We start from the raw sequence: 22,813 nt of genomic DNA, 5'->3' as shown, positions 1-22,813 counted from the left end.
GGGGCGGAGGTGGTAGCCATGTTGGCAAAGGATGAATTGGGGCGTCGCGGGGAAGCGACGGCCGCTGACTTCTTAGAACGGGCCGGGCTGACGATCGTCGACCGCAATTGGCGGTGTCCCGCGGGGGAGATCGACCTCGTCGCGATCGACGGGTCGACGCTGGTGATCGTCGAGGTCAAGACGCGCAGTTCGGACGACTTCGGGCAACCGCTCGAGTCCATCACGGCGAGCAAGCTCGAGCGGCTGTACCTGCTCGCGTCGAAATGGGCGTGCGGGCACAACCTGCGATTCAGCGGGTTCCGCGTCGACGCCGTCGGAGTCCTCGACGACGGTTCCGGCACTCCACGGATCGAGCATGTCCGGGCGGTGATCTGACGGTGCTCGGGCGGACCTACGCAGTATCCCTTGTCGGTATGAACGGGCACATCGTCGAGGTCGAGGCGGATATCGGGCAGACCCTGCCGGCCTTCGTACTGCTCGGTCTTCCGGATGCGTCGCTCAACGAGGCCAAGGACCGTATCAGGGCGGCCGCCCGGAACGCGGGGGTTCCACTCAGCCGCCGAAAGATCACGGTGAACCTCATTCCTGCGTCCCTGCCGAAACGAGGGTCGGCCTTCGACCTGGCGATCGTCATGTCGGCGCTTGCCGCAGCGGGCGATGTCCGGGGGTGCGGTTCGACGGTTTTCATCGCCGAGCTCGGACTGGATGGGCAACTGCGTCCCGTGCATGGTGTCCTCCCGGCGGTGATGGCCGCTGTCGAAGCCGGACACCATCGGATAGTGGTTGCCGAGGAGAATGAGGCGGAAGCGGCACTCGTCCCCGCAGCGGAGGTCCGGGCGTTCCAGACCCTTGCGGACGTCGCCGTGGCTTTCGGAGCGGAGGTCGGCGACGTGGATCGTCCCGACCCCTCGATACGCACCGGGGCCATGACCCGAGTCCTGCCATCCGCGCCGCTCAAGGACCTGTCGGATATCGCAGGTCAGCAGGAAGCGAGATTCGCCCTCGAGATCGCGGCGGCCGGTGCGCACCACCTGCTCATGATGGGACCTCCCGGTGCGGGCAAGACGATGCTTGCCGAGCGGCTGCCGGGCATCCTGCCGGATCTGGAGGATGATCACGCCATGGAGGTCACCGCCATCCATAGCCTGAGCGGTGACCGGCACTGCGCCGAGCTGGTCCGTAAGCCACCCTTCGAGAGCCCCCACCACACGGCAACTCCCGCCTCCATCATCGGGGGCGGCAGCGGTATCCCGAGGCCGGGAGCCGCGTCACGGGCGCATCGGGGCATCCTGTTCCTCGACGAGGCGCCGGAGTATGAGCGCCGGGTTCTCGAAGCACTGCGGGAGCCGCTCGAGAGCGGGCGCCTCGTCCTTCATCGTGCATCGGGCACCGCGTCCTACCCTGCGCGCTTCCAGCTGGTTCTCGCGCTCAACCCCTGTCCCTGCGGGCTCGCCAATGGAAAAGGAATCGATTGCCTGTGCACGGCCCAGCAACGTCGCAGGTACTTCAACCGGCTGTCGGGGCCCCTGCTGGATCGGGTCGATCTGCAGGTGGTCGTGCAAAGGGTGAGTCTCGCCGATTATGCCGGGGGCACGTCTGCCGAGACCTCGGCCGTTGTAGCCGCACGAGTCGCCGGAGCGCGGGCTGCACAGCGCAGCCGGTTGCGCCGCTGGAACTACACCACGAATTCGGAGGTGCAGGGACGGATATTGCGGGGAGACCTCGCCCTGCCGCGGAAGGTGACGGCGTCCCTGGATAAGGCGCTGGACCGGAGCCTGGTTAGCGCTCGTGGCTGGGATCGTGTTCTCCGCGTCGCCTGGACCATCTCGGATCTCGCTGGTCGTGACACCCCGGAGGCCGATGACGTCGTCACGGCCCTGGGGTTCCGTCTCCAGGAGAGCGCACAGTGACGACGGGCGGGACGGACAGCACAACAGCGGCCAGGGCCGCGCTTTCGAGGCTCTTCGAGCCGTCCGACACCGTCGGTCTGGGCCTCGTGTCCGTGGTCGGCCCAATCGATGCCCTGCGCATCGCCCGCGGCGAGATCCACGCCGGTCACGACGTCCGGGCTCAGCTTCATGACCTACTCGGGATGCCGGATGACCGCCGTGACCACCTGCAGGAGGGATTGTCTCGGTGGGCGCCGCGTCTCGGGGATCTGGCTCCCGAGCGTGATCTCGCCACGCTCGAGCGACTGACGGGCCGGCTCGTCACTCCGGAATCGAGTGAGTGGCCGGCGGCGCTGCACGATCTCCAGACCTCGGCGCCCCTGTGCCTGTGGGTACGAGGTAATCATGAGATTCCGAACCTCGGTCGGCTGGCCGCCGTCGTAGGTTCGCGGGACAGCACGAACTATGGGTCCTCCGTGACAGCCGATATGGCCTCCGGCCTTGCGTCCCGCGGTTACTCGGTGGTCTCAGGTGGCGCTTACGGGATCGATGCGCAGGCTCACAGGGCAGCGCTCGCAACGACCGATGACGGTGCTTTCCCAGCCACCGTCGCGCTGCTGGCCTGCGGCGTCGATCGTTATTACCCAGCCGGGAACGAGGAATTACTCCGAACCGTCGCGCGCAGCGGCCTGCTCATCTCGGAGGTGCCGCCCGGAAGTTCTCCGACAAGGTGGCGATTCCTACAGCGCAACAGGTTGATCGCTGCTCTCAGCGCCGTGACAGTCGTCGTCGAGGCTCGTTGGCGGTCCGGCGCCCTGAATACAGCCCACCATGCGGCGGGCCTCGGAAGGCCGGTTGGAGCCGTCCCTGGTTCGGTCCACTCTGCCAACTCCGCGGGATGCCACCGGTTGCTCAGGGATGGTACAGCCGTCTGTGTCACCGACGCTGCCGACGTCGCCGAACTAGCCGGCCCGCTCGGCGAACCACCCCTGGGCGACCGCGCCAGGGAGGACGCTGAGCCGGCCCGGGATCAGGACGGCTTGACCATCCCCGATCTTCTGGTGCTCGACGGACTACCCGTTCGCGCCTTCACCACCGTCGACAAACTGGCATCGGTCGCCGGTCTGTCCATCCGTGAGGTCCTGAGGGGACTCGCCCGGCTGGAACTTGCCGGCCTTGCTCACAGGACGAGCGTCGGATGGCGACGGCAGAAGGAATGAGGCGCCGTTTCGCTCTTCCGTCTTGCCGAGTCCCCGAACAACGCCCTGCCCATCACGAACACCTCGCGGAGAACCCTCATGACAAGCATCGAGTCCAGCAGTGCAGAAGAAGACACCAACGCTTCGGGCGCGGAACGGCGATACCTGGACATCGACTCTCCTGTCGGGGTCCTGCGCATCGTCGCGAACGGCGAGGCGATCGTCGGCCTGTATCACGAGGACCACTCTCCGGTGCCCGCACAGTCGCTCCTCGGACGGCCACTGGAGCCGTCCGTCGTCATGCCAGCAGACGGGAGAAATCAGGCGGAGGCAGGGCCTGACGTCAGTCCGAGCGCGACAGAGGTCCTCCTGCAGCGGGCGGCGGGTGAGATCGGGCAGTATTTCGCCGGCTCACGGCGTCACTTCGACGTGCCGGTGGATCTTCGGGGAACCGAGTTCCAGCGAATGGTCTGGACTGCCCTGACCGGAATACCCTACGGTCAACGCCGCAGCTACCGGGACATCGCCGCGCACCTGGGTAATGCCGGCATGGGGCGGGCTGTCGGAGCGGCCGTACGGGCCAATCCGGTGTCGATCATCGTGCCTGGTCACAGGGTGGTCAGCAGCACTGGCGCTGTGGTCGGCTATGCCGCGGGCAACGCGACGAAGACGGAGTTGCTGGACAGGGAATCGGACGGAGTTCCAGATGCAGACCCGGTCCCGTTGGGAAGCAAGAAGAGCGTCGTCCGCCACATCGACGCGCCGGATTAGCCAGGACGTTAGGTGAACGCAGACCGGGGTGTTCCAGGACCTGATGAACCGGCCGACGCGGGCCAGGGAGTCTCTCGGGCAGCCAGGGCCGCACTGCGCAGCGGGGCTTGATGCCCACCCTTCTACTCCTTCCATTGGACCGCCACTATCACTGTGAATCTGTCGCACCTCGGATTCATCACCCGTGGCCGCCTCGTTGGCCGCCTGTCGATTATCAGGCTATTGACGCCCTGCTCCCCACGAATTCGGATGTCAATCTCTCCCACCTGGGCCAATGCGCACGCCCAGTCGGCGCAGGATTGCGAAACGCGCTGGGTGAAGTGCCTTCATCGAACCGACGAGGCGTGGATACTGGTGGGCGGAGGAAGACATGACTGACGGAACCGCTGAATCATACGGAGGACCTGCTAGGGCCCTTCAGGGGTTCGAGAAGTACCTGACGCTGGAGCGCAACAGATCCGAGCACACGGTACGGGCGTACAAGAAGGATGTCGCCCTGTTCCTCACTCACGCTGCAGGGGCTGGTGCATCAGACCTGGGCCAGCTCGAACTCCGTCACTTCCGGGCATGGCTCGGAGCGCTCGATCAAGCAGGCCTGGCACGATCCACGTTGGCGCGACGAGCAGCGGCGGTTCGGTCCTTCATGGATTGGGCCGTGCGCGAGGAGATCGTCCCACTGAATCCCGCTCTACGCCTACGAGCACCCAAGCGCAACAGCACCCTGCCGGCGGTACTCAGCCACCCGCAGGCGCAGGCCCTGTTCGAGGGCCTTGGAGGGCGCAGCGAGCAGGGCGATGCCCACCAGCTCCAACGTCGGGCCATGCTCGAGGTGCTCTATGGGACGGGTGTCCGAGTCGGTGAGTTGGTCGGCCTCGACGTGGACGACGTCAATACGGAGCGCCGAACCCTTGTCGTGACGGGCAAGGGGGACAAGGAACGTACCGTTCCCTATGGGGTGCCTGCCGGCTATGCCATCGACGACTGGCTGCGTCGCGGCCGCCCGCAGCGGGTGAACGGGAGGAGCGGCCCGGCATTGTTCCTCGGCCGCCGTGGAGGACGTATCGACCAGAGGGCCGTCCGCACCCAGGTCAGGGAAGCCCTCGAAGGACTGGGTGACACTGCGGCGAGAGGTCCCCACGCCCTGAGGCACACTGCTGCCACTCACCTCCTGGACGGTGGTGCTGATCTCCGCGCCGTGCAGGAGTTGCTCGGCCACTCGAGCCTCGCCACCACGCAGCTGTACACCCACGTCTCCGTTGATCGGCTCCGGCGTAGCTACGAGCAGGCGCACCCGCGGGCGTAGGAGCCTCGCCGCCCGTCAGAACTCCTCGAGCAAGCCGGGACGCTCCAGCACTGGCACTGTGGTAGGTGCAGTAGCGGAATCGAGGCTTCTCGTGCACAATAAGCAGTAGTCACATCGAACCCGCACGCCGTGCGGGTGGGTCTCGTAAAGCTCTGGCACATCCGTTTGCTGTTTCATCATCCATTGAAGGTCGTTGGGGAAGACGTACCTACAGCTATGGAGGATGGAATGTCTGTTGTGATGGCGCGCGGTGTCTTGTACGTGCACTCGGCCCCTACTGCGTTGTGCCCTCATATCGAGTGGGCTATCGGCTCTGTGCTGGATAAGCGCATCGACATGGAGTGGACAGCGCAACCCGCCGCGCCCGGAATGTTGCGCGCCGAGCTGTCGTGGATCGGCCCGCAGGGATCCGGAGCCCAGCTCGCTTCTGCGTTGCGAGGGTGGGCACATCTGCGCTACGAGGTCACCGAGGAACAGAGTGCAGGGGCAGATGGTGGCCGCTGGTCGCACACTCCTGAGCTCGGCATCTTCCATGCCACCACCGACGTCCACGGCAACATCATGGTGACCGAGGACCGGATCCGTTATGCCTACGAGACGGGTGCCGGTGATCCTGCAGCCGTCTATCACGAGCTGTCCCTTGCACTCGGCGAGTCCTGGGACGAGGAGCTCGAACCGTTCCGTCATGCTGCGGAGGGTGCTCCTGTGCGCTGGCTGCACCAGGTCGGATGATCGGGGGCTGGCACAGGCAAGGACGTTCGGCGGAGCGTCGACCGCAGGACACCAGGGAATTCTGACGCTGCGGCCAACGCCGACGGCGACACTCAGTCTGCTCCACACACACGAGAGGCGCAGCCCGGCCGGGCGGCGCCTCTCGTGTGTCTGGCCGACCTAGACGCTGCGTAGGACGATGACGGCGTTGTGTCCGCCGAAACCGAAGGAGTTGCTCAGCGCGACGATGTCACCCGACGGCAGGTCCCTGGGTGCGGTCACGACATCGAGCGGGATCTCGGGATCCTGGTTGTCGAGGTTGATGGTGAGCGGTGCCTTCCGCTCGTAGAGGGCGAGCACCGTCATGACGGCCTCGACAGCGCCAGAAGCTCCGAGGAGGTGTCCTGTCTGGGACTTGGTAGCGGACACGGCCACCTCGTCGAGGTGGTTTCCCAGGGCTGCTTTCAGGGCTGTGTACTCGGGCTTGTCCCCGACCGGGGTCGACGTAGCGTGAGCGTTGATGTGCACGACGTCCTCCGGCTGTGCTCGCGCGTCGAAGAGAGCAGCCTTCAGGGCGCGGGTCGCTCCGAGGCCGCCGGGATCGGGAGCGGTGATGTGGTACGCGTCGGCCGTGACGGAAGTACCGGCGAGCTCGGCGTAAATCCGCGCACCACGTGCGAGGGCGTGTTCTTCCGCCTCGAGGACGATGGCGCCGGCTCCCTCTCCCATGACGAAGCCGTCCCGGCCCGTGTCGTAGGGGCGGGACGCCAGTTCAGGCTCGTCGTTCCGGCGGGAGAGCGCATGCATGGAGGCGAAGGCGGCGATCGGCATCGGGTGGATGGCAGCTTCGGCACCGCCGCAGACGACGACGTCGGCCTTGCCGGATCGAATCAGTTCGAGACCCTGGTGGAGGGCTTCGGTGCCCGAGGCGCAGGCCGACACCGGGGTGTGTGCGCCGGCACGGGCGCCGAGGTCGAGGCTCACGGCCGCGGCAGGGCCATTGGGCATGAGCATCGGCACCGTCATCGGCAGGACCCTCCGCGGGCCCTTCTCGCGCAGTGTGTCCCAGGCGTCGAGCAGGGTCCAGACCCCGCCGATACCCGTAGCGAAGGCGACGGCGAGACGATCCTTGTCGACGTCCTCGATCCCGGAATCACGCCAGGCTTCCCGGGAGGCGACCACAGCGAACTGCGTCGAAGGGTCCATGCGCTTGGCTTCGACGCGTGTGAGGACCTCCGACGCCGGGACGGTGATCTGCGCGGCGAAGGTGACCGGCAGTTCGTATTTCTGTACCCAGTCGGCCTCGATGGTTCGTGCGCCCGAGACTCCCTTGAGGGAGTTGGCCCACATCGTTGGGACGTCCCCGCCGATGGGGGTGGTTGCACCGAGTCCGGTAATGACGACTTTGCGTGGCATGGTCACTCTTTCAAAGCTAGGGCGTGCGCCGGCCGAACCGGGGCGAAGGGAGGACGGATGCGGCCGCCACCGGCGGTGACACCGGGAGCGGCCGCAGCGCGGGGAACGGCAGGTTCTTAGGCCTGCGCACCTGAGATGAAGGTGACGGCGTCGCCGACGGTCTTCAGGTTCTTGACCTCTTCATCAGGGATCCGCACGCCGAACTTCTCCTCGGCGTTGACGACGATCGTCATCATCGAGATGGAGTCGATGTCGAGGTCGTCGGTGAAGGACTTGTCCATCTCGACGGACTCGGGGGCGAGGCCCGTCTCCTCGTTCACGATCTCTGCCAGACCGGCCAGGATTTCTTCGTTGCTAGCCATGGTGGCTCCTTTTCTGTTCTTGCCGGTGCACCGGCGGGGATGGTCAAACCGCACGGTCGCGGTTTGGGCTTGAAAACTAGGGGAGGACCACGACCTGTGCTCCGAACACCAGACCGGCGCCGAATCCGATCTGCAGCGCGAGCTTGCCGCTGAACTCCGGATGTTCCTTGAGGGTTCGATGCATCGCCAGGGGAATGGAGGCTGCCGAGGTGTTGCCTGCGTCCACGATGTCCCGAGCCACGTAGACATGCCCGGGAAGCTTCAACTGCTTCACCATCTCATCGATGATACGGATATTCGCCTGGTGCGGCAGGAACACGGCGAGGTCGTCGGCGGAGACACCTGCGGCATCGAGGGCGCGCTGGGCGACTTTCGCCATCTCCCAGACAGCCCAGCGGAACACGGTTGGTCCGTCCTGGACCATCGTCGGCCAGAGGCCTTCACGGCCTTCCGCGGTGTCCTGCTCTCCCTCGGTGTCTGTGGCAACCGACCCGAGCGAGTAGTCGCGGACATCCAGCAGTGAATGGTTCATGCGGATGGCCTCGTGCTTGCTGCCGTCCGAACCCCAGACCGATGGACCGATCCCGGCAGATTCGCCAGGACCGATGACCACGGCACCGGCACCGTCACCGAGGAGGAAGGAGATGGTGCGTTCGGAGTTGTCGATGAAGTCGGAGAGCTTCTCCACACCGACCACGAGGACGTACTCCGCGGATCCCGCGTGGACCAGCGCGTCTGCCTGCGCGATCCCGTAGCAGTAGCCTGCGCAAGCGGCGGAGATGTCATATGCGGGCGCTGGAGTCGCACCGAGCCGGTCGGTCAATTGGGCGGCCGCCGACGGCGTCGCATACGGGTGGGTCACGGTCGAGACGAGCACCGCCCCCAGCTGGGAGGCGTCGATGCCGGCCGCAACGAGTGCTTCGCGGGAGGCAGCTTCTGCCATGTCGATGACACTGACATCGCGGGGCGCCCGGTGCCGCGTGACAATGCCCGTCCGCTGCCGGATCCACTCATCGGAGGAATCGATCCACTGGCAGACGTCATCGTTGGTGACGATGATCTCCGGACGGTAGGCCCCTACGCCGAGGATGCGCGTGTGCTCACGGAGGGGGGCTTGCTTGATGGCGGTGATGCTCACTGAGGTCCTTCGGAGGTAAGTGTCGGATCGAGGTCCGTGGTGCGGGAGTGTTCCCCGATGAAGCTGCGGGCTGCGTCCAGGTCCTCGGGCGATTTTACGGCGAGTGTCGCTGTCCCGCGCATTCCGCGCTTCGCGAGGCCGGTCAGGGTCCCTGCGGGGGACAGTTCGATCATCCCGGTCACGCCCATCGATTGCATCGATTCCATGCAGAGGTCCCAGCGCACAGGACGGGAGACCTGCGCGATCAGGCTGTCGAGGTTCCCGTCACCGGTAGCGACGGGGTTCCCGTCATAGTTGGACATCAGCGTAGCCACGGGGTCGGCAGGCGTGAGTGATGGACGCAATGCCTCGAGGGCGGTGACGGCGGGGGACATGTGACCGGTGTGGAACGCTCCGGCGACCTTGAGGGCGATGACGCGGGTCTTTGCCGGTGGGTTCCCGCTCAGGGCCGCAAGTTGCTCCAGCGTCCCGGCCGCGACGACCTGGCCGCCTCCATTGGCGTTCGCGGCGGTGAGGCCGAGTTCGGCCAATCGCGCCGCTACGTCATCGGGGTCTCCCCCGAGGACCGCGCTCATACCGGTCGGCGTCGCGGCGGCGGCTTCCGCCATGGCATTCGCCCGGACCCGGACGAATGCGACCGCGTCGTCTTCGGACAGAGCCCCGGCGATACCGGAGGCGGTGAGCTCACCCACCGAGTGACCGGCGACGACGGTGGCTGCGGTCAGCGAGTAGTCCGCCAGGAGCAGGCGGGCCGTGACGAGCCCGGCAGCGACGATGAGCGGCTGAGCGACCGCGGTGTCCTTGATGGTGTCCTCGTCAGAGGTGGTGCCATGCCGTACCAGATCCGTGCCCGCGCGGTCGCTGAGCTGCTCGAGGTGGTTGCGGACCCCGGGGAGGTCGAGCCAGGGGGCCAGGAAGCCGGGGGTCTGTGAGCCCTGTCCGGGGCAGGCGATTGCAAGCACTGTTCCAGCTTTCCAAAGAGAAGGAGCATTATCGGGTGTTCGGCTGAACCAAGCTGGCTGTGCCTCTTTGTAGGAAGTCTACAAGCCGTTGGGGCGGCCCACGGCAGCAGGCGCACGCTTGTCGGCGCCGCGCGAGCGGACGGCCCGGGTGATTCCGGCCGTGGTCCCGCCGGAGGACGCCGGCGGGGCTGCGCCGGCCGCGAGCCGTCCCACCACCAGTGCAGTCTGAAGGACGTAGGCCTCACGGGGGATGAGGGGATCCCAACCCGTCACGTCGCAGACACGCCGCAGGCGGTAGCGGACGGTGTTGGCATGGACGAACAGCGACCTCGCGGTGGCTTCGAGTGAGTGACCGAGGGTGAGATAGGCGGAAAGCGTCTGCTCGAGCCCGTTCGACGCCGCGAGGAGCGGTCGGTAGATGCAACGCACGATGGCGCGTCGGGCGGTGTCGTCCCCGGACATCACACGTTCGGGCCAGAGGTCCTCCGAGGAGACGGGGCGGGGCGCGTCGGGCCAGGCGCGAGCAGCCGTCAGACCGGCGAAGGCGGCCTGCGCCGAACTGCTGGCGGCGACGAGCGACTCTGCTTCCGGCCCGAACACCACGGCGCCGTCACCGAAGAGTTCGCTGATCCTCGGATAGGCCTTCCCCGGGTCCCGCACGCCACCGAGCACGAGGATGAGCCTGTCACCCTGAATGCCGACGAGGACATCTTCGGCGAGGCGCGCGGTGACGCGGCGGAGCTCGTTGAGGAAGCCGGCATTGGGTTCCTGCGGGGCGCTGCCCACCATCACGGTGATGCGCGCCTGCGACTTCCACCCGACGGCGGCGATGCGCGAGCGGAGTGCGTCGGAGCTCTCCCCCCGGAGGATGGCGTCGACGACGAGTGCCTCCAGTCGCGTGTCCCAGGACCCCCGCGTCTCGGCTGCGCGGGCATACACATCTGCTGCGGCGAAGGCGACCTCCCGCGAGTATCTGAGGACGGCTTCCCGCAACGGCGCCTGATCGGCGGCCGGCGCCAGGAACGGCACGTGGTCCTCGACGACCTGGACCACCACCCGGATGAGTTGAAGTGCCTTCTGCAGGCTGATCGACCGCGTGAGTTCGGTGGGCGCCGTACCGAAGACATCACTGAGCACCCACGCCGGTGACACGGGCTTCTGGTACCAGTTGACGAAGGAGGCGATGCCCTTCTGAGCCACCATCCCGAGGGCGGATCGTTCGTCCGGGCGAAGACCGCGGTACCACGGGAGGTCGGCGTCGAGCTGTTTCAGGGTCGCGGTCGACAGCGACCCGATAGTGGCGCGCAGCTTCTCGACGGTCGCGGGGTCCGGGGGAGAGGTTCCTGCATTCGTCGCTCCGACGGCGCCGGGAGAGCGACCGGGAGCATCTTCGGGCTGCGGCATCCTTCGAGCATACGGTCTCGACGCCGCTGGGCTCCATTTGTGAGAAGGCTACAAAAAGGGCGACGGCGGGATGCAGCCCGAAGCTGCTTCCCGCCGTCGCCCTTCCGGGGGGTTGCGTGTTAGGAGTCGCCGCCGGCGTTGCCTGTGGTGCCGGCGGTGACGTCGAGCAGGCGGTATTTCTCGATGGCTTCCTTGGGGGCGTTGGCGTCGACCTCGCCGCGGCGGGCGAGCATTTCCAGGGCGCGGACGACGACGGAGTGGCTGTCGATCTTGAAGAACCGTCGCGCCGCTGCGCGGGTGTCGGAGAAACCGAAACCGTCAGCGCCGAGCGTGGCGAACTCGTTGGGCAGGAACTGGCGGATCTGGTCGGGAACGGCCTTCATGAAGTCGGAGACCGCGACGATCGGGCCGGTCGCGCCTTCGAGCTGCTGGGTGATGAACGGCTTGCGGGCTTCGGCGCCGGGGTTGAGGAAGGCTTCCTCCTCGGCGTCGAGGCCGTCTCGGCGCAGTTCGTTCCAGGACGTGACGGACCATACGTCGGCCGACACTCCCCAGTCCTTGGCGAGGATCTTCTGTGCCTCGAGCGCCCAGGGTACTGCGACGCCGGAGGCGAGCAGCTGGGTGCGGGGCCCGTCGACCTTCGCGGGCTTGAGGAGGTAGATGCCCTTGAGCAGTCCTTGGACGTCGAGTTCCTCCGGCTCCGCGGGCTGCACGAAGGGCTCGTTGTAGACGGTGATGTAGTACATGACGTTGCGGAAGGATTCGGGTTTGTCGCCGACGTCGCCGTACATGCGGTTGAGGCCGTCGCGGACGATGTGTCCGATCTCGTATCCGAAGGCCGGGTCGTAGGTGATCACTGCGGGGTTCGTGGACGCGAGGATCGGGGAGTGTCCGTCGGCGTGCTGGAGTCCTTCGCCGGTGAGCGTGGTGCGTCCGGCGGTGGCCCCGATGATGAAGCCGCGCGCCATCTGGTCCGCGGCGGCCCAGATGGAGTCTCCGGTGCGCTGGAATCCGAACATGGAGTAGAAGACGTAGATCGGGATCAGCGGCTGTCCCTGGGTGGCGTAGGCCGTTCCGGCCGCCGTGAACGCAGCCATGGAGCCGGCCTCGTTGATCCCGGCGTGGAGGATCTGTCCCTCGACGGATTCCTTGTAGGCGAGGATCAGGTCACGGTCCACGGACAGGTAGTTCTGGCCCTTGGGGTTGTAGATCTTCGCTGTGGGGAAGAACGAGTCCATGCCGAACGTGCGGGCCTCGTCGGGGATGATCGGGGCGATCCGCTTGCCGAATTCCTTGTCCCGCATGAGGTCCTTCAGGATGCGGACGAAGGCCATGGTCGTGGCGGCCATCTGCTTGCCCGACCCGCGCTTGGCCATCTCGTACGCCTTGTCGCCCGGCAGCACGATGTCGACGTGCTTCGTGCGCCGCTCGGGTACGAACCCGCCGAGCTCGCGGCGGCGCTCGAGCATGTACTTGATCTCGGGCGAATCCGCTCCCGGGTGGTAGTACGGGGCGTTGTAGAGGTCGTCGTCGATCTGTTCGTCGGTGACGGGGATCCGCAGGTGGTCGCGGAACGCCTTGAGGTCCTCGTTGGTCAGCTTCTTCATCTGGTGGGTCGCGTTGCGGCCCTCGAAGTGCGGACCCAGGCCGTAGCCCTTGACGGTCTTGGCGAGGATGACCGTGGGCTTGCCCTTGAACTCCGTTGCGGCCTTGTACGCCGCGAAGACCTTGCGGTAGTCGTGGCCGCCGCGCTTGAGGTTCCAGATCTCCGCGTCCGTCAGGTCCTCGACCATCGCCTTCGTCGCCGGCGACTTCCCGAAGAAGTGGTCCCGGACGAATCCGCCCGACTCGGCCTTGTACGTCTGGTAGTCGCCGTCGGGCGTCTGGTTCATGATGTCGACCAGTGCGCCGTCGTCGTCCTTGGCCAGGAGCGAGTCCCACTCGCGTCCCCAGACCACCTTGATGACGTTCCAGCCGGCGCCGCGGAAGAACGCTTCGAGCTCCTGCATGATCTTGCCGTTGCCGCGGACGGGACCGTCGAGGCGCTGGAGGTTGCAGTTGATCACGAAGTTGAGGTTGTCGAGGTTCTCGTTGGCCGCCAGCTGCAGCAGGCCGCGTGATTCGGGCTCGTCCATCTCGCCGTCGCCCAGGAACGCCCAGACCTGCTGGTCGGAGGTGTCCTTCATGCCGCGGTTGTGCAGGTAGCGGTTGGACTGTGCCTGGTAGATGGCGTTCATGGGCCCGATGCCCATGGAAACGGTGGGGAACTCCCAGAACTTGGGCATCAGGCGGGGGTGCGGATACGAGGAGAGCGCGTGGCCCTCCTTGGACTTCTCCTGCCGGAACCCGTCGAGGTCCTCCTCGGTCAGCCGGCCCTCGAGGTAGGCGCGCGCATACATCCCGGGGGAGGCATGGCCCTGGAAGAAGACCTGGTCACCACCGCCGGGGTGGTCCTTGCCCTTGAAGAAGTGGTTGAAGCCCACCTCGTAGAGGGTTGCCGCTCCGGCATAGGTCGAGATGTGACCGCCGACGCCGATCTCGGGGCGCTGCGCACGGTGCACCATGACGGCAGCGTTCCAGCGCAGCCAGGCACGGTATTTCCGCTCGATCTCCTCATCGCCGGGGAATTCGGGCTCCTGATCCGCCGGGATCGTGTTCACATAGTCCGTCGTCGTGACCATGGGCACGCCCACGGATTGCGCACCCGCACGCTGAAGGAGCGAGCGCATGATGTACTGCGCGCGCTCGGTGCCCTGGGTGCGGATCAGCTGGTCGAGGGATTCGATCCACTCGGCGGTCTCCTCGGGATCCCCGTCGGGCTTGCCGACCGTCAGACCGCTCAGAATATCCGCCGTACCTTGTTCTACAGCCACGCGATATCTCTCCACTTCCACAGATTATGTCTGTGTCGCTTTATGCCTGCGCACGGCTCATGGGCCCACGCAGAGATGCATGCTGGGCCGACCGGCGTTAGCACCGCGGCCATCTATCCATTCACTCTATCGCCGCCGTGCCTCCTCTGCGTAGCGGGGGGAGGGCCGCCCGGCAGATTACGCCGAGGGCGTGCACGGACACCAGGGGATGGGCGGCTGCCGCACCTCCTTGGCCGCCCAAGCCGCCAAAAGCGCCCTCCGGCTTGATGCTTGGCGTATAAAGGTGTTGGCTGGTAGCAATGTATATCTATACGAGGACACGTCAGGCGACAGTCCCGTTTTTCCAGGAGGAGCTAAGTGAGCGAGGCTGAAGCCGCCACTGCGGTCAACGTGGCAGGCAAGTTGGGTTTCAAGGATGGAGACCTTGTTCAGGAACTCGGTTACGACGACGACGTCGACTTCGACTTCCGGGAGGAACTGGAGGACGGGCTCGGAGCTGAACTGCTCACGGAGGACGACCAGGACGTCGTCGACGGTGTGATGCTCTGGTGGCGGAACGGTGACGGCGACCTCGTGGATGCTCTCGTGGACGCGCTCACGTCGCTCGGAGCCGGCGGCGTGGTGTGGCTCCTCACACCCAAGTCCGGCCGTCCCGGCTATGTCTCTCCCGCCGATGTCCAGGAGGCTGCACCGACGGCGGGACTGCACTCGACCTCCTCGGCGGGCGTGTCCAGGGAATGGTCGGCGACCCGGCTCGTCAGCCGACGGAAGCAGTAGACCGTGCCGTTGGAGATAGGGTCTGTCGCGCCGACCTTCACCCTCGCGAACCAGTTCGGGGAGACGGTCGAGAGCTCGTCCCTCGTGGGCGGTTCCGTCCTGGTGTTCTTCCCGTTCGCCTTCTCACGCGTGTGCACCGACGAGCTGGGGCAACTGCGGGACAACCTCGATCTGTTCGACGCCGCCGGCGTCACCCTCGTAGCGATCTCCGTCGATCACAAGTACACGCTGCGCGCCTTCGCGGACGCGAACGACATCTCCTTCGACCTCCTGGCCGACTTCTGGCCGCACGGCTTGGTCACCCGAACCTTCGCTGCCTTCGACGAGACCAAGGGTTATGCCGAACGCGTGAGCTATGTCCTGGATGGTGCCGGTACCGTCCGAGCCGTCGTGTCCTCCGAGCACGGACAGGGACGCCCCATCGCCGACTATTCCCGAGCACTGTCTGCGGTCGAAGCGGCGCTGTGACCCTGCAATGATCCCGGAGCGGACCTTCCGATGATCCAAGCGGGTGACGGTTCGGGCGCGCGTGAGGACCAGCCCGGACCGGAGTCCCGTCCGAGGCTCGGTCTGACCGGCTTCGTCAGCGGCATGCCGACCAGGGAGCTCAAACCGCTCGACCAGCAGGAGCGGAAACTGCTGGATCAGGCCGTCGCCCTTCTCAGTGGCCTACGGTTGGCCGTCCTCACTGGAGCGGGCCTGAGCACCGACTCCGGGATACCCGACTACCGCGGTCCGCAATCGGTGCCGCGTAGCCCGATGACCTACCAGCAGTTCGTGGGCGACGAAGCCCTGCGGCGCCGTTACTGGGCGCGCAACCACGTAGGGTGGCGGCACCTCCGCCGGGCCGACCCGAACATGGGACACGAAGCCGTGGCGCAGTTGGAGCAGCGCGGACTGTTGTCCGGCCTGATCACGCAGAACGTCGACAAGCTGCACTCCTCGGCAGGAAGCACGAACGTCATCGACCTTCACGGCACCTTCGACCTGGTGGTGTGTCTCCAGTGTTCCTCCGCGTTCCCGCGAGCCCGTATCGCCGAGATCCTGGAGGACCTGAATCCGGGCTATCTCGAGCGCGAATCCGACGCCGGTGACGTCGCACCCGATGCCGATGCCGAGGTCGACGACACGGCTGGTTTTATCGTGGCGCCGTGCCCCGTCTGCGGGGGCATGCTCAAGCCCGACTTCGTCTACTTCGGTGAGAACGTACCGAAGGACCGCGTCGCCGATGCCTACGCCATGGTGGATGCGGCTGGTGGCCTCCTCGTTGCGGGCTCCTCCCTGTCGGTGATGAGCGGCTTGAGGTTCGTCCGCCACGCCTACAAAGCGGGTAAGCCGGTGGTCATCGTCAACCGCGGCTGGACACGCGGTGACGAGTTCGCCTCGCTGAAGGTCGAAGCCGGGGTCTCCGAGGCCCTGTCCTACCTCGCCGAGCGCCTGCCTGACCTGTCACAGGACTAGGTGTCGTTTCCCGCCCGTGCAAGTAGTCCCTCTCGGATGTGAGTAGGGGTTACTGGTTCAGCTCCCGCCGGTTCGCCCTATGGTCATCCCATAGGTCTCTAAGCCGGGGTGGAAAATGCGTTCTTCGATCAAGTCTCTCGCCGTAACTCTCAGTGCCGTAGCGGCCGTCGTCGTCGCGCCCCTTGCCTGCGACTTCCAGGGGCCGGGTCACACCTGGGCCTTCGGATCTGTCCAGCGCGATGTCCTGCCGGCCAGCACCCCGGGCGAGGAAGTCGGCAGCGCTACCGCATCGGTCGTACCCCAGGAAGTATTGCCGACGCCGGACACGACCAGCCGCCATTCTGCTGTCCCGGGCACTCCCGGCCTGGTGGTTGCCGGCGCGGTACCCGCCGGTCCGGTGCCCGCAAACCTGCAGAGCCCTGTTGCCGCTGTGCCGGAATCGGCGTCGACATCGGGCCAGGCTGCCTGGGCGACCAGTGCTGCAGCTGCTGCCGATGCCGCTACCCCCGGTTCTTCCGCGATCGACCCCTTGGTCATCCCTACGATCGACCTTCCTGTCGACCTTCTGGCAGTCAGCCCCTCGCCTGTCGACCTCCCTGGAACCAGCCCGTCGCCGATCGACCCGGCGGTCGGCGTGGTCACTGTCACACCAGCTCCTGTCATCGATCAGCCGCTTCCGGCCGACGTCGGTCCCGCAGCGGCCGGATCGGGTGCGGATGCCCCACAAACGGGTGGCCAGGGTGGCGGGGGAGTCGGCAGCGGAATGGGCGGCGACCTACCGCCGGAGACGCTGCCCGAGCCGTCCTACCCTCAGTGCCCCATCACGGACGCGGGGGCCTGGTGGACGGAACCGTCGGATCCCTACACCTGCCTCCCCCCGCAATCGATCCCCTTCCACGAACCCACTCCTCCGGGTATCCCCCCGGAGCTCCTCGAGCCGATCTTCGAGGAACCGGGCACGGGCAGCGACGCCGCTGGGGTCGAAGCGCAGGAAGTGCGGCCGGCAGGGAACTGACCCTGACAACGGATCAGCGGAACGAAGAAGGGAGCCCCGCAGCCGCGAAGCTCCCTTCTTCTACCTGATCAATCTGTGGGTCCTACCGGGATCGAACCGATGACATCCACGGTGTAAACGTGGCGCTCTACCAGCTGAGCTAAAGACCCTGACGCGTGTGCTGCACCCTCGCCGTGTTCAGCGGATCGGGCATCATCACGAGGCTCGACTATACCGGCTCGGCGAGCGATCGCGCCAATCGGAGCAGAGCTGCGTACCGCTATTCGCCGGCGGCGAGCTGGCCGCAAGCGCCGTCGATCTCCTTGCCGCGGGTGTCGCGCAGCGTGGTCGGAATGCCGGCTGCACGCAGGCGGTTGATGAACTCCGTCGAGACACTCTTCTCGGACGCGGTCCAGATGGAGCCGGGCGTCGGGTTGAGGGGGATCGGATTGACGTGCACCCACCCGCGTCCACGCTGGTTCAGCTTCTTCGCCAGCAGATCCGCACGCCAGGCGTGATCGTTCATGTCCTTGATCAGGGCATATTCGATGCTGACGCGGCGGCCGGTGGTCCGGTAGTAGTTGTAGGCGGCATCGAGGGCCTCGTCCACCTTCCACCGGGTGTTGACCGGGATGAGCTCGTCGCGCAGCTCGTCGTCTGGTGCGTGGAGGGACAGGGCGAAGGTGACCGGCAGGGACTCCGCAGCCAGCTTGTTGATGGCCGGCACCAGGCCCACCGTGGAGACCGTGATGTTCCGCGCCGACATGCCGAGCCCCTCGGGGGACTCATCGACGAAGCGGTGCAGGGCACCCATGACGCGCTTGTAGTTCGCCAGCGGCTCACCCATCCCCATGAACACGATGTTGGTCACGCGGTCGGCGTCGTGTCCGCCGTCGGTGCGCAGGGCGCCCAGGGCACCCTCGGCCAGGGCGCGGTTCGCGGCGACGACCTGATCGACGATCTCCGCCGTCGACATGTTGCGGGTGAGTCCTGCCTGGCCCGTGGCGCAGAACGGGCAGTTCATGCCGCAGCCCGCCTGGGAGGAGACGCAGAGCGTGACGCGGCCGGGGTAGCGCATGAGCACCGACTCGACGAGCGCGCCGTCGAACAGCCGCCACAGGAACTTGATGGTGTCGCCGTTGTCCGTCGTCAGGCGCTTCACCTCGGTGAGCAACGGCGGGAACATGGCACTGACCAGTTCCTCGCGGCCGGCCTTCGGGAGGTCGCTCATGGCGGCCGGGTCCGTGGTGTAGTGCGAGAAATAGTGCTTGGACAGCTGCTTGGCACGGAAGCCCTGGTGTCCAAGTTCCTTCAGGCGATCCTGCCGCTCCGCGAGCGTGAGATCGGCGAGGTGGACCGGCGGCTGACTGACGCGGGGGGATTTGAACTGCAGCAGGGGCCGACCGTCGCTCGAGACGATCGGCTGTGCGCCCTCGACCTCGGGACGCACCTGGGGGCGCGAGGAAGACGGGGCGGGGGGAGCAGGGGTAAGGGTAACGTCGGACATCCCTACCATTGTTTCATGGATCGCGCCAGCGTCCCAGCCGGGAACCTGTCGGGTCGGACACGTCCCTCCTACTGGGCCCGGAGACACAAAACGCCGTTCACATCCACCGGTGTGGCGGCGGGTGTTCAGACGGTAATAGTGTGAAAGCGACCGGTCGGCCCGCGCAGGAACGCGCCGGAGCACCGGTACATGCAGCGTCATGCATGCAGCTGACAAACGACGGAGAACACATTGAGCGCACAGATCGGCGTCACAGGCCTGGCAGTCATGGGAGCGAACCTGGCCCGGAACCTGGCCAGGAACGGTTACACCGTGGCCCTCCACAACAGATCCATCGAGAAGACGGACACGCTGCTGCAGAAGCACGGCGACGACGGCGAGTTCGTCCGCACGGAGACCCTGCAGGAGCTCGTCGACTCGCTAGAGAAGCCGCGCCGCGTGTTGATCATGGTCAAGGCGGGCAAGCCCGTCGATTCCGTGATCGACCAGCTGACGCCGCTCCTGGAGCCCGGCGACATCGTGATCGACGGCGGGAACTCCCACTACGAGGACACGCGCCGGCGCGAAGCCGCGCTCTCCCGGCAGGACCTCCACTTCGTCGGTGTCGGCGTCTCGGGCGGCGAGGAGGGAGCGCTTCTCGGTCCGTCGATCATGCCCGGCGGATCGCGGGAGTCCTACGATTCCCTCGGCCCGATGCTCGAGAAGATCTCCGCCAAGTACAACGGTGAGCCCTGCTGCCGGTGGATCGGCACGGACGGAGCCGGCCACTTCGTGAAGATGGTGCACAACGGTATCGAGTACGCGGACATGCAGGTCATCGGCGAGGCCTTCGACCTCCTCCGGTCAGGAGCCGGTATCGAGCCGGCGGACCAGGCGAAAATCTTCACGGACTGGAACTCGGGCACCCTGTCGTCGTTCCTCATCGAGATCACCGCCGAGGTGCTCGGACATATCGACGAGCGCACGGGCAAGCCCTTCGTGGACGTCGTCGTCGACGCCGCCGGGCAGAAGGGGACCGGCCGCTGGACGGTGGTCTCCGCGCTGGAACTGGGCAGTCCGACGTCGGGCATCGCCGAATCGGTGTTCGCGCGTGCGCTTTCCTCGCAGAAGGAGCAGCGAGTGCTGGCCCAGGACATCCTGCAGGGTCATGAGGGGTCGGTGGACCTGCCCGAGACCTTCGTGGAGGACGTCCGGCTCGCCCTGTACGCCTCGAAGCTCGTCAGCTATGCCCAGGGCATCGACATGCTGACCGCCGCAGCCAAGGAATACGGCTGGGAGTTGAAGCTCGACGAGATCGCCTCGCTATGGCGCGCCGGCTGCATCATCCGCGCCGAACTCCTCGACGACATCATGAAGGCCTACGCCGAAGCGGACACCCGCCCGGCCAACCTCCTGCTCGCCCCCGCCTTCGCCGAAGCCATCGCAGGAGCCGTCCCCGCCTGGCGCCGCGTGGTCGCGACGGCCGTTCAGCTCGGCATCCCCGTGCCCGTCTTCTCGGCATCGCTGGCCTACTACGACGGCCTGCGCCGCAAGCGCCTGCCGGCAGCCCTCACGCAGGGACTGCGCGACCTCTTCGGAGCGCACACCTACAACCGCGTGGATACCGAAGGCACGTTCCACACCCTGTGGGGCGAAGACAAGTCGGAAATCGAAGCCGTCGACACCCACTGATCGCACCCTGAACAAGGAAGCCCCCGGACGCTTGTCCGGGGGCTTCCTTGTTCAGGCCTCAGATATAGATGGCGGGGTCCACGTACTCCGCCGGATCGACCGCCGGCAGGGTCTCGCGGCGCGAGTCCCTGTGGCGGAAGGTTGCAGGTATTCCCGTGACGATCGAGTCAGGGGGAGTGTCCTTCACGACGACGGCGTTGGCACCGACCGCACTGCCCGCTCCGATGGTGATGGGACCCAGCACTTTCGCCCCTGCGCCGATGGTGACGCGGTCACCTATGGTGGGGTGTCGCTTCACCTTCTCGAGTGACCGACCGCCGAGCGTCACGCCCTGGTAGAGCATCACGTCGTCGCCGATCTCGGCAGTACTGCCGATTACGATCCCCATGCCGTGGTCGATGAAGAAGCGTCGCCCGATCGTCGCTGCCGGATGGATCTCGACGCCGGTGAGGGCCCGCGCGAGCTGGGCGAGGGCGCGCGCCGGGAAGCGCAGTTTTTCGTTGCGCCACATACGGTGCGTGAGCCTGTGCACCCAGATGGCATGCAGCCCGGAGTACACCACGGTGTTCTCCAGGGACCCGCGGGCAGCAGGATCGTGAGTACGCGCTGTCTCGAGGTCCTCGTGCAATCGTGCTAGAAAGCTCACCGGCTACCTTCACATGGGGTTGTCGTGCTGGGTTGATGGGTCAGGAGTCCCGTCGGACCCTGTTCAGCCGCGGATGTCGTCGAAGAGCACCGTGGAGATGTACCGCTCGCCGAAGTCGCAGACGATGGCCACGATGAGCTTACCGGCGTTCTCAGGACGCTTCGCAAGTTCGAGCGCCGCCCACACGATGGCGCCGGACGAGATCCCGCCGAGGATGCCCTCCTGGGTACCCAGGGCGCGGGCCACGCGCACGGAGTCCTCCACCGTCGCGTCGAGGACCTCGTCGTATGCGTCGCGGTCGAGGTTCTCCGGGATGAAGTTCGCGCCGAGGCCCTGGATCTTGTGGGGCCCGGGAGCTCCGCCGTTCAGTATCGGGGAATCAGCGGGCTCGACGGCGACGATCTGCACGCCGGGCTTGCGTTTCTTCAGCACCTGGCCGACGCCGGTGATCGTGCCGCCGGTGCCCACCCCCGCGACGAAGATGTCCACTGCGCCGTCGGTGTCCTCCCAGATCTCCTCGGCCGTCGTCGCGCGGTGAATGGCGGGATTTGCGGCGTTGGCGAACTGCTGCGCCCAGATCGCGTTCTCCGTCGTCGCGACGATGTCCTTCGCCCGATCGACGGCGCCTCGCATGCCCTCCGAGCCCGGCGTGAGGACGATCTCCGCACCATAGGCGCGCAGCATGACCCGGCGCTCGGTGGACATCGTCTCGGGCATGGTGAGGATGACCCTGTATCCGCGGGCAGCGCCCACCATCGCGAGGGCTATCCCGGTGTTGCCCGAGGTCCCTTCGACGATGGTCCCACCAGGGTGGAGGGCTCCGGCCTTCTCCGCGGCGTCGATGATGGCGACGCCGATCCGATCCTTCACGCTGTTGGCGGGGTTGTAGAACTCCAGCTTGACGGCGACCTGCGCGTCGAGCCCCTCCGTGAGGCGGTTGAGGCGCACGAGGGGCGTGCCACCGACCAACTGGGTGACGTCGTCGTAGATCTTTGCCATGCTGGGCCTGCCTGTTCACTAATCGGGAGTATTGCGGGACGTCGCGCGCCGGACAGCAGGAAAGGAAACCGCTACCGGACGGACGGCGGTCAGCTTAACGGGTGGGGGTCGAGGCGCCTACGCGGCAAGCCACTGGGAGTAATATTTGCGGGCCTTGGCCAGCTTCGGGTTGATGATCACCTGGCAGTAGCCCTGCTCGGGATGCTTCGCGTAGTAGTCCTGGTGCCAGTCCTCAGCAACATGGAACTCCGGGAGTCGGCTGACCTCGGTCACGATCGGGTTCTTCCAGTTCTCCTGGTTCTTGGCTATGGCGTCGTCGAAGATCGCCTTCTGCTCCGCGTCCTGGTAGTACATGACGCTGCGGTACTGCGTGCCGACGTCGTACCCCTGACGGTTCAGCGTCGTCGGGTCATGGGAGACGAAGAACATGTCGAGGATGACATCCTCGGGGACGACGGTCTCCTCAAAACTGACCGCGACGACCTCCGCGTGGCCCGTCATGCCGGAGCAGACGGAGTCATAGTCGGGGTGCTTCGTATGGCCGCCGGTGTAACCGGAGACGACCTCGGTTACTCCTACGGTCTTCTGGTAAAGGGCGTCGAGGCACCAGAAACAGCCCCCTCCAAGCACAAAAGTCTTCATGACTAGGTCAATGCACGGCGCGCACCGAAGATTCCCGGTGGGGATCAGCCTGCAGAGGAATACACAGACTTGGAGGGGTGCGCGGGCG

At 66.2% G+C, this 22,813-nt stretch carries 21 protein-coding genes and 1 tRNA gene; 11 read left to right on the top strand and 11 right to left on the bottom strand.

Going from position 1 to position 22,813, the window contains the following annotated elements; translation table 11 throughout:
• Positions 1 to 9: 9 nt before the first annotated feature.
• From D6T63_RS04445 to D6T63_RS04420, 6 genes are all read left to right on the top strand, one after another.
• Complete coding sequence (locus D6T63_RS04445; RefSeq protein WP_182976870.1) at positions 10 to 375, top strand: YraN family protein; 366 nt, start codon at positions 10 to 12, stop codon at positions 373 to 375.
• A gap of 38 nt (positions 376 to 413) precedes the next feature.
• Entirely contained in the window at positions 414 to 1,910 is a 1,497-nt protein-coding gene (locus D6T63_RS04440; RefSeq protein WP_235830550.1) for a YifB family Mg chelatase-like AAA ATPase, read from the top strand.
• Positions 1,907 to 3,109: a DNA-processing protein DprA gene (gene dprA / locus D6T63_RS04435; protein WP_120147816.1), complete on the top strand. Its 1,203-nt coding sequence runs from the start codon at positions 1,907 to 1,909 to the stop codon at positions 3,107 to 3,109. Before D6T63_RS04440 ends, dprA begins: the two co-directional genes overlap by 4 nt.
• A gap of 78 nt (positions 3,110 to 3,187) precedes the next feature.
• A complete protein-coding gene (locus tag D6T63_RS04430; RefSeq protein ID WP_120147815.1) occupies positions 3,188 to 3,859 on the top strand; it encodes a methylated-DNA--[protein]-cysteine S-methyltransferase in 672 nt (223 codons plus the stop codon).
• A 370-nt stretch (positions 3,860 to 4,229) separates the two neighbouring features.
• Positions 4,230 to 5,162 carry a tyrosine recombinase XerC gene (locus tag D6T63_RS04425; protein ID WP_120147814.1) on the top strand — a complete coding sequence of 311 codons (933 nt, stop codon included), beginning with the start codon at positions 4,230 to 4,232 and terminating at the stop codon, positions 5,160 to 5,162.
• A 228-nt stretch (positions 5,163 to 5,390) separates the two neighbouring features.
• Positions 5,391 to 5,894, top strand: coding sequence for a DUF3145 domain-containing protein (locus D6T63_RS04420; protein ID WP_120147813.1), 504 nt, complete (start codon positions 5,391 to 5,393; stop codon positions 5,892 to 5,894).
• A 159-nt stretch (positions 5,895 to 6,053) separates the two neighbouring features.
• On the opposite strand, the gene fabF is transcribed toward D6T63_RS04420, so the two are convergent.
• The 6 genes from fabF to aceE all read right to left on the bottom strand — a co-directional run bounded on the left by fabF (position 6,054) and on the right by aceE (position 14,028).
• The gene (gene fabF / locus D6T63_RS04415) at positions 6,054 to 7,289 is read right to left on the bottom strand and encodes a beta-ketoacyl-ACP synthase II (RefSeq protein ID WP_120147812.1); all 1,236 of its coding nucleotides are present in this window, start codon (positions 7,287 to 7,289) and stop codon (positions 6,054 to 6,056) included.
• A gap of 116 nt (positions 7,290 to 7,405) precedes the next feature.
• Positions 7,406 to 7,651: an acyl carrier protein gene (locus tag D6T63_RS04410; protein ID WP_026552001.1), complete on the bottom strand. Its 246-nt coding sequence runs from the start codon at positions 7,649 to 7,651 to the stop codon at positions 7,406 to 7,408.
• Between the two features lie 76 nt (positions 7,652 to 7,727).
• Positions 7,728 to 8,789 carry a beta-ketoacyl-ACP synthase III gene (locus D6T63_RS04405; RefSeq protein ID WP_120147811.1) on the bottom strand — a complete coding sequence of 354 codons (1,062 nt, stop codon included), beginning with the start codon at positions 8,787 to 8,789 and terminating at the stop codon, positions 7,728 to 7,730.
• Positions 8,786 to 9,751 (bottom strand): ACP S-malonyltransferase, encoded by a 966-nt coding sequence (locus D6T63_RS04400; protein ID WP_120147810.1) that lies wholly within the window; start codon positions 9,749 to 9,751, stop codon positions 8,786 to 8,788. The genes D6T63_RS04405 and D6T63_RS04400 overlap by 4 nt, the downstream gene beginning before the upstream one ends.
• A 78-nt stretch (positions 9,752 to 9,829) precedes the next feature.
• Positions 9,830 to 11,155, bottom strand: coding sequence for a PucR family transcriptional regulator (locus D6T63_RS04395; RefSeq protein WP_120147809.1), 1,326 nt, complete (start codon positions 11,153 to 11,155; stop codon positions 9,830 to 9,832).
• Positions 11,156 to 11,274: 119 nt separating this feature from the next.
• Positions 11,275 to 14,028: a pyruvate dehydrogenase (acetyl-transferring), homodimeric type gene (aceE, locus tag D6T63_RS04390; RefSeq protein WP_120147808.1), complete on the bottom strand. Its 2,754-nt coding sequence runs from the start codon at positions 14,026 to 14,028 to the stop codon at positions 11,275 to 11,277.
• 357 nt (positions 14,029 to 14,385) lie between these two features.
• Here aceE and D6T63_RS04385 point away from each other — a divergent pair, with 357 nt between their 5' ends.
• From D6T63_RS04385 to D6T63_RS04370, 4 genes are all read left to right on the top strand, one after another.
• Complete coding sequence (locus tag D6T63_RS04385) at positions 14,386 to 14,805, top strand: DUF3052 domain-containing protein (protein ID WP_120147807.1); 420 nt, start codon at positions 14,386 to 14,388, stop codon at positions 14,803 to 14,805.
• 9 nt (positions 14,806 to 14,814) lie between these two features.
• Positions 14,815 to 15,273, top strand: a complete 459-nt coding sequence (locus D6T63_RS04380; RefSeq protein ID WP_235830549.1) for a redoxin domain-containing protein — start codon at positions 14,815 to 14,817, stop codon at positions 15,271 to 15,273.
• A 30-nt stretch (positions 15,274 to 15,303) separates the two neighbouring features.
• On the top strand, positions 15,304 to 16,266 hold the full coding sequence (locus D6T63_RS04375; RefSeq protein ID WP_120147805.1) for an NAD-dependent protein deacetylase: 963 nt from the start codon (positions 15,304 to 15,306) through the stop codon (positions 16,264 to 16,266).
• A 115-nt stretch (positions 16,267 to 16,381) separates the two neighbouring features.
• Positions 16,382 to 17,281, top strand: coding sequence for a hypothetical protein (locus D6T63_RS04370; RefSeq protein WP_120147804.1), 900 nt, complete (start codon positions 16,382 to 16,384; stop codon positions 17,279 to 17,281).
• 76 nt (positions 17,282 to 17,357) lie between these two features.
• Here D6T63_RS04370 and D6T63_RS04365 read toward each other — a convergent pair.
• Positions 17,358 to 17,430, bottom strand: a tRNA-Val gene (locus tag D6T63_RS04365).
• A gap of 110 nt (positions 17,431 to 17,540) precedes the next feature.
• A complete protein-coding gene (gene rlmN / locus D6T63_RS04360) occupies positions 17,541 to 18,767 on the bottom strand; it encodes a 23S rRNA (adenine(2503)-C(2))-methyltransferase RlmN (RefSeq protein ID WP_235830548.1) in 1,227 nt (408 codons plus the stop codon).
• A gap of 231 nt (positions 18,768 to 18,998) precedes the next feature.
• On the opposite strand from rlmN, the gene gndA reads away from it, so the two are divergent.
• Positions 18,999 to 20,438 carry an NADP-dependent phosphogluconate dehydrogenase gene (gene gndA, locus D6T63_RS04355; protein WP_120147802.1) on the top strand — a complete coding sequence of 480 codons (1,440 nt, stop codon included), beginning with the start codon at positions 18,999 to 19,001 and terminating at the stop codon, positions 20,436 to 20,438.
• Positions 20,439 to 20,496: 58 nt separating this feature from the next.
• Here gndA and epsC read toward each other — a convergent pair whose 3' ends face one another.
• From epsC to msrA, 3 genes are all read right to left on the bottom strand, one after another.
• Positions 20,497 to 21,084, bottom strand: coding sequence for a serine O-acetyltransferase EpsC (epsC, locus tag D6T63_RS04350; RefSeq protein WP_120147801.1), 588 nt, complete (start codon positions 21,082 to 21,084; stop codon positions 20,497 to 20,499).
• Positions 21,085 to 21,147: 63 nt separating this feature from the next.
• Positions 21,148 to 22,083: a cysteine synthase A gene (cysK, locus tag D6T63_RS04345; RefSeq protein ID WP_120147800.1), complete on the bottom strand. Its 936-nt coding sequence runs from the start codon at positions 22,081 to 22,083 to the stop codon at positions 21,148 to 21,150.
• Between the two features lie 117 nt (positions 22,084 to 22,200).
• Positions 22,201 to 22,725 (bottom strand): peptide-methionine (S)-S-oxide reductase MsrA, encoded by a 525-nt coding sequence (gene msrA / locus D6T63_RS04340; RefSeq protein WP_120147799.1) that lies wholly within the window; start codon positions 22,723 to 22,725, stop codon positions 22,201 to 22,203.
• Between the last annotated feature and the right edge of the window lie 88 nt (positions 22,726 to 22,813).

The organism is Arthrobacter cheniae, from assembly GCF_003602275.1.
GTDB lineage: Bacteria > Actinomycetota > Actinomycetes > Actinomycetales > Micrococcaceae > Arthrobacter_D > Arthrobacter_D cheniae.
Note: the sequence above shows the minus strand (reverse complement) of the source record. Positions and strands in the feature narration are given on the sequence as shown.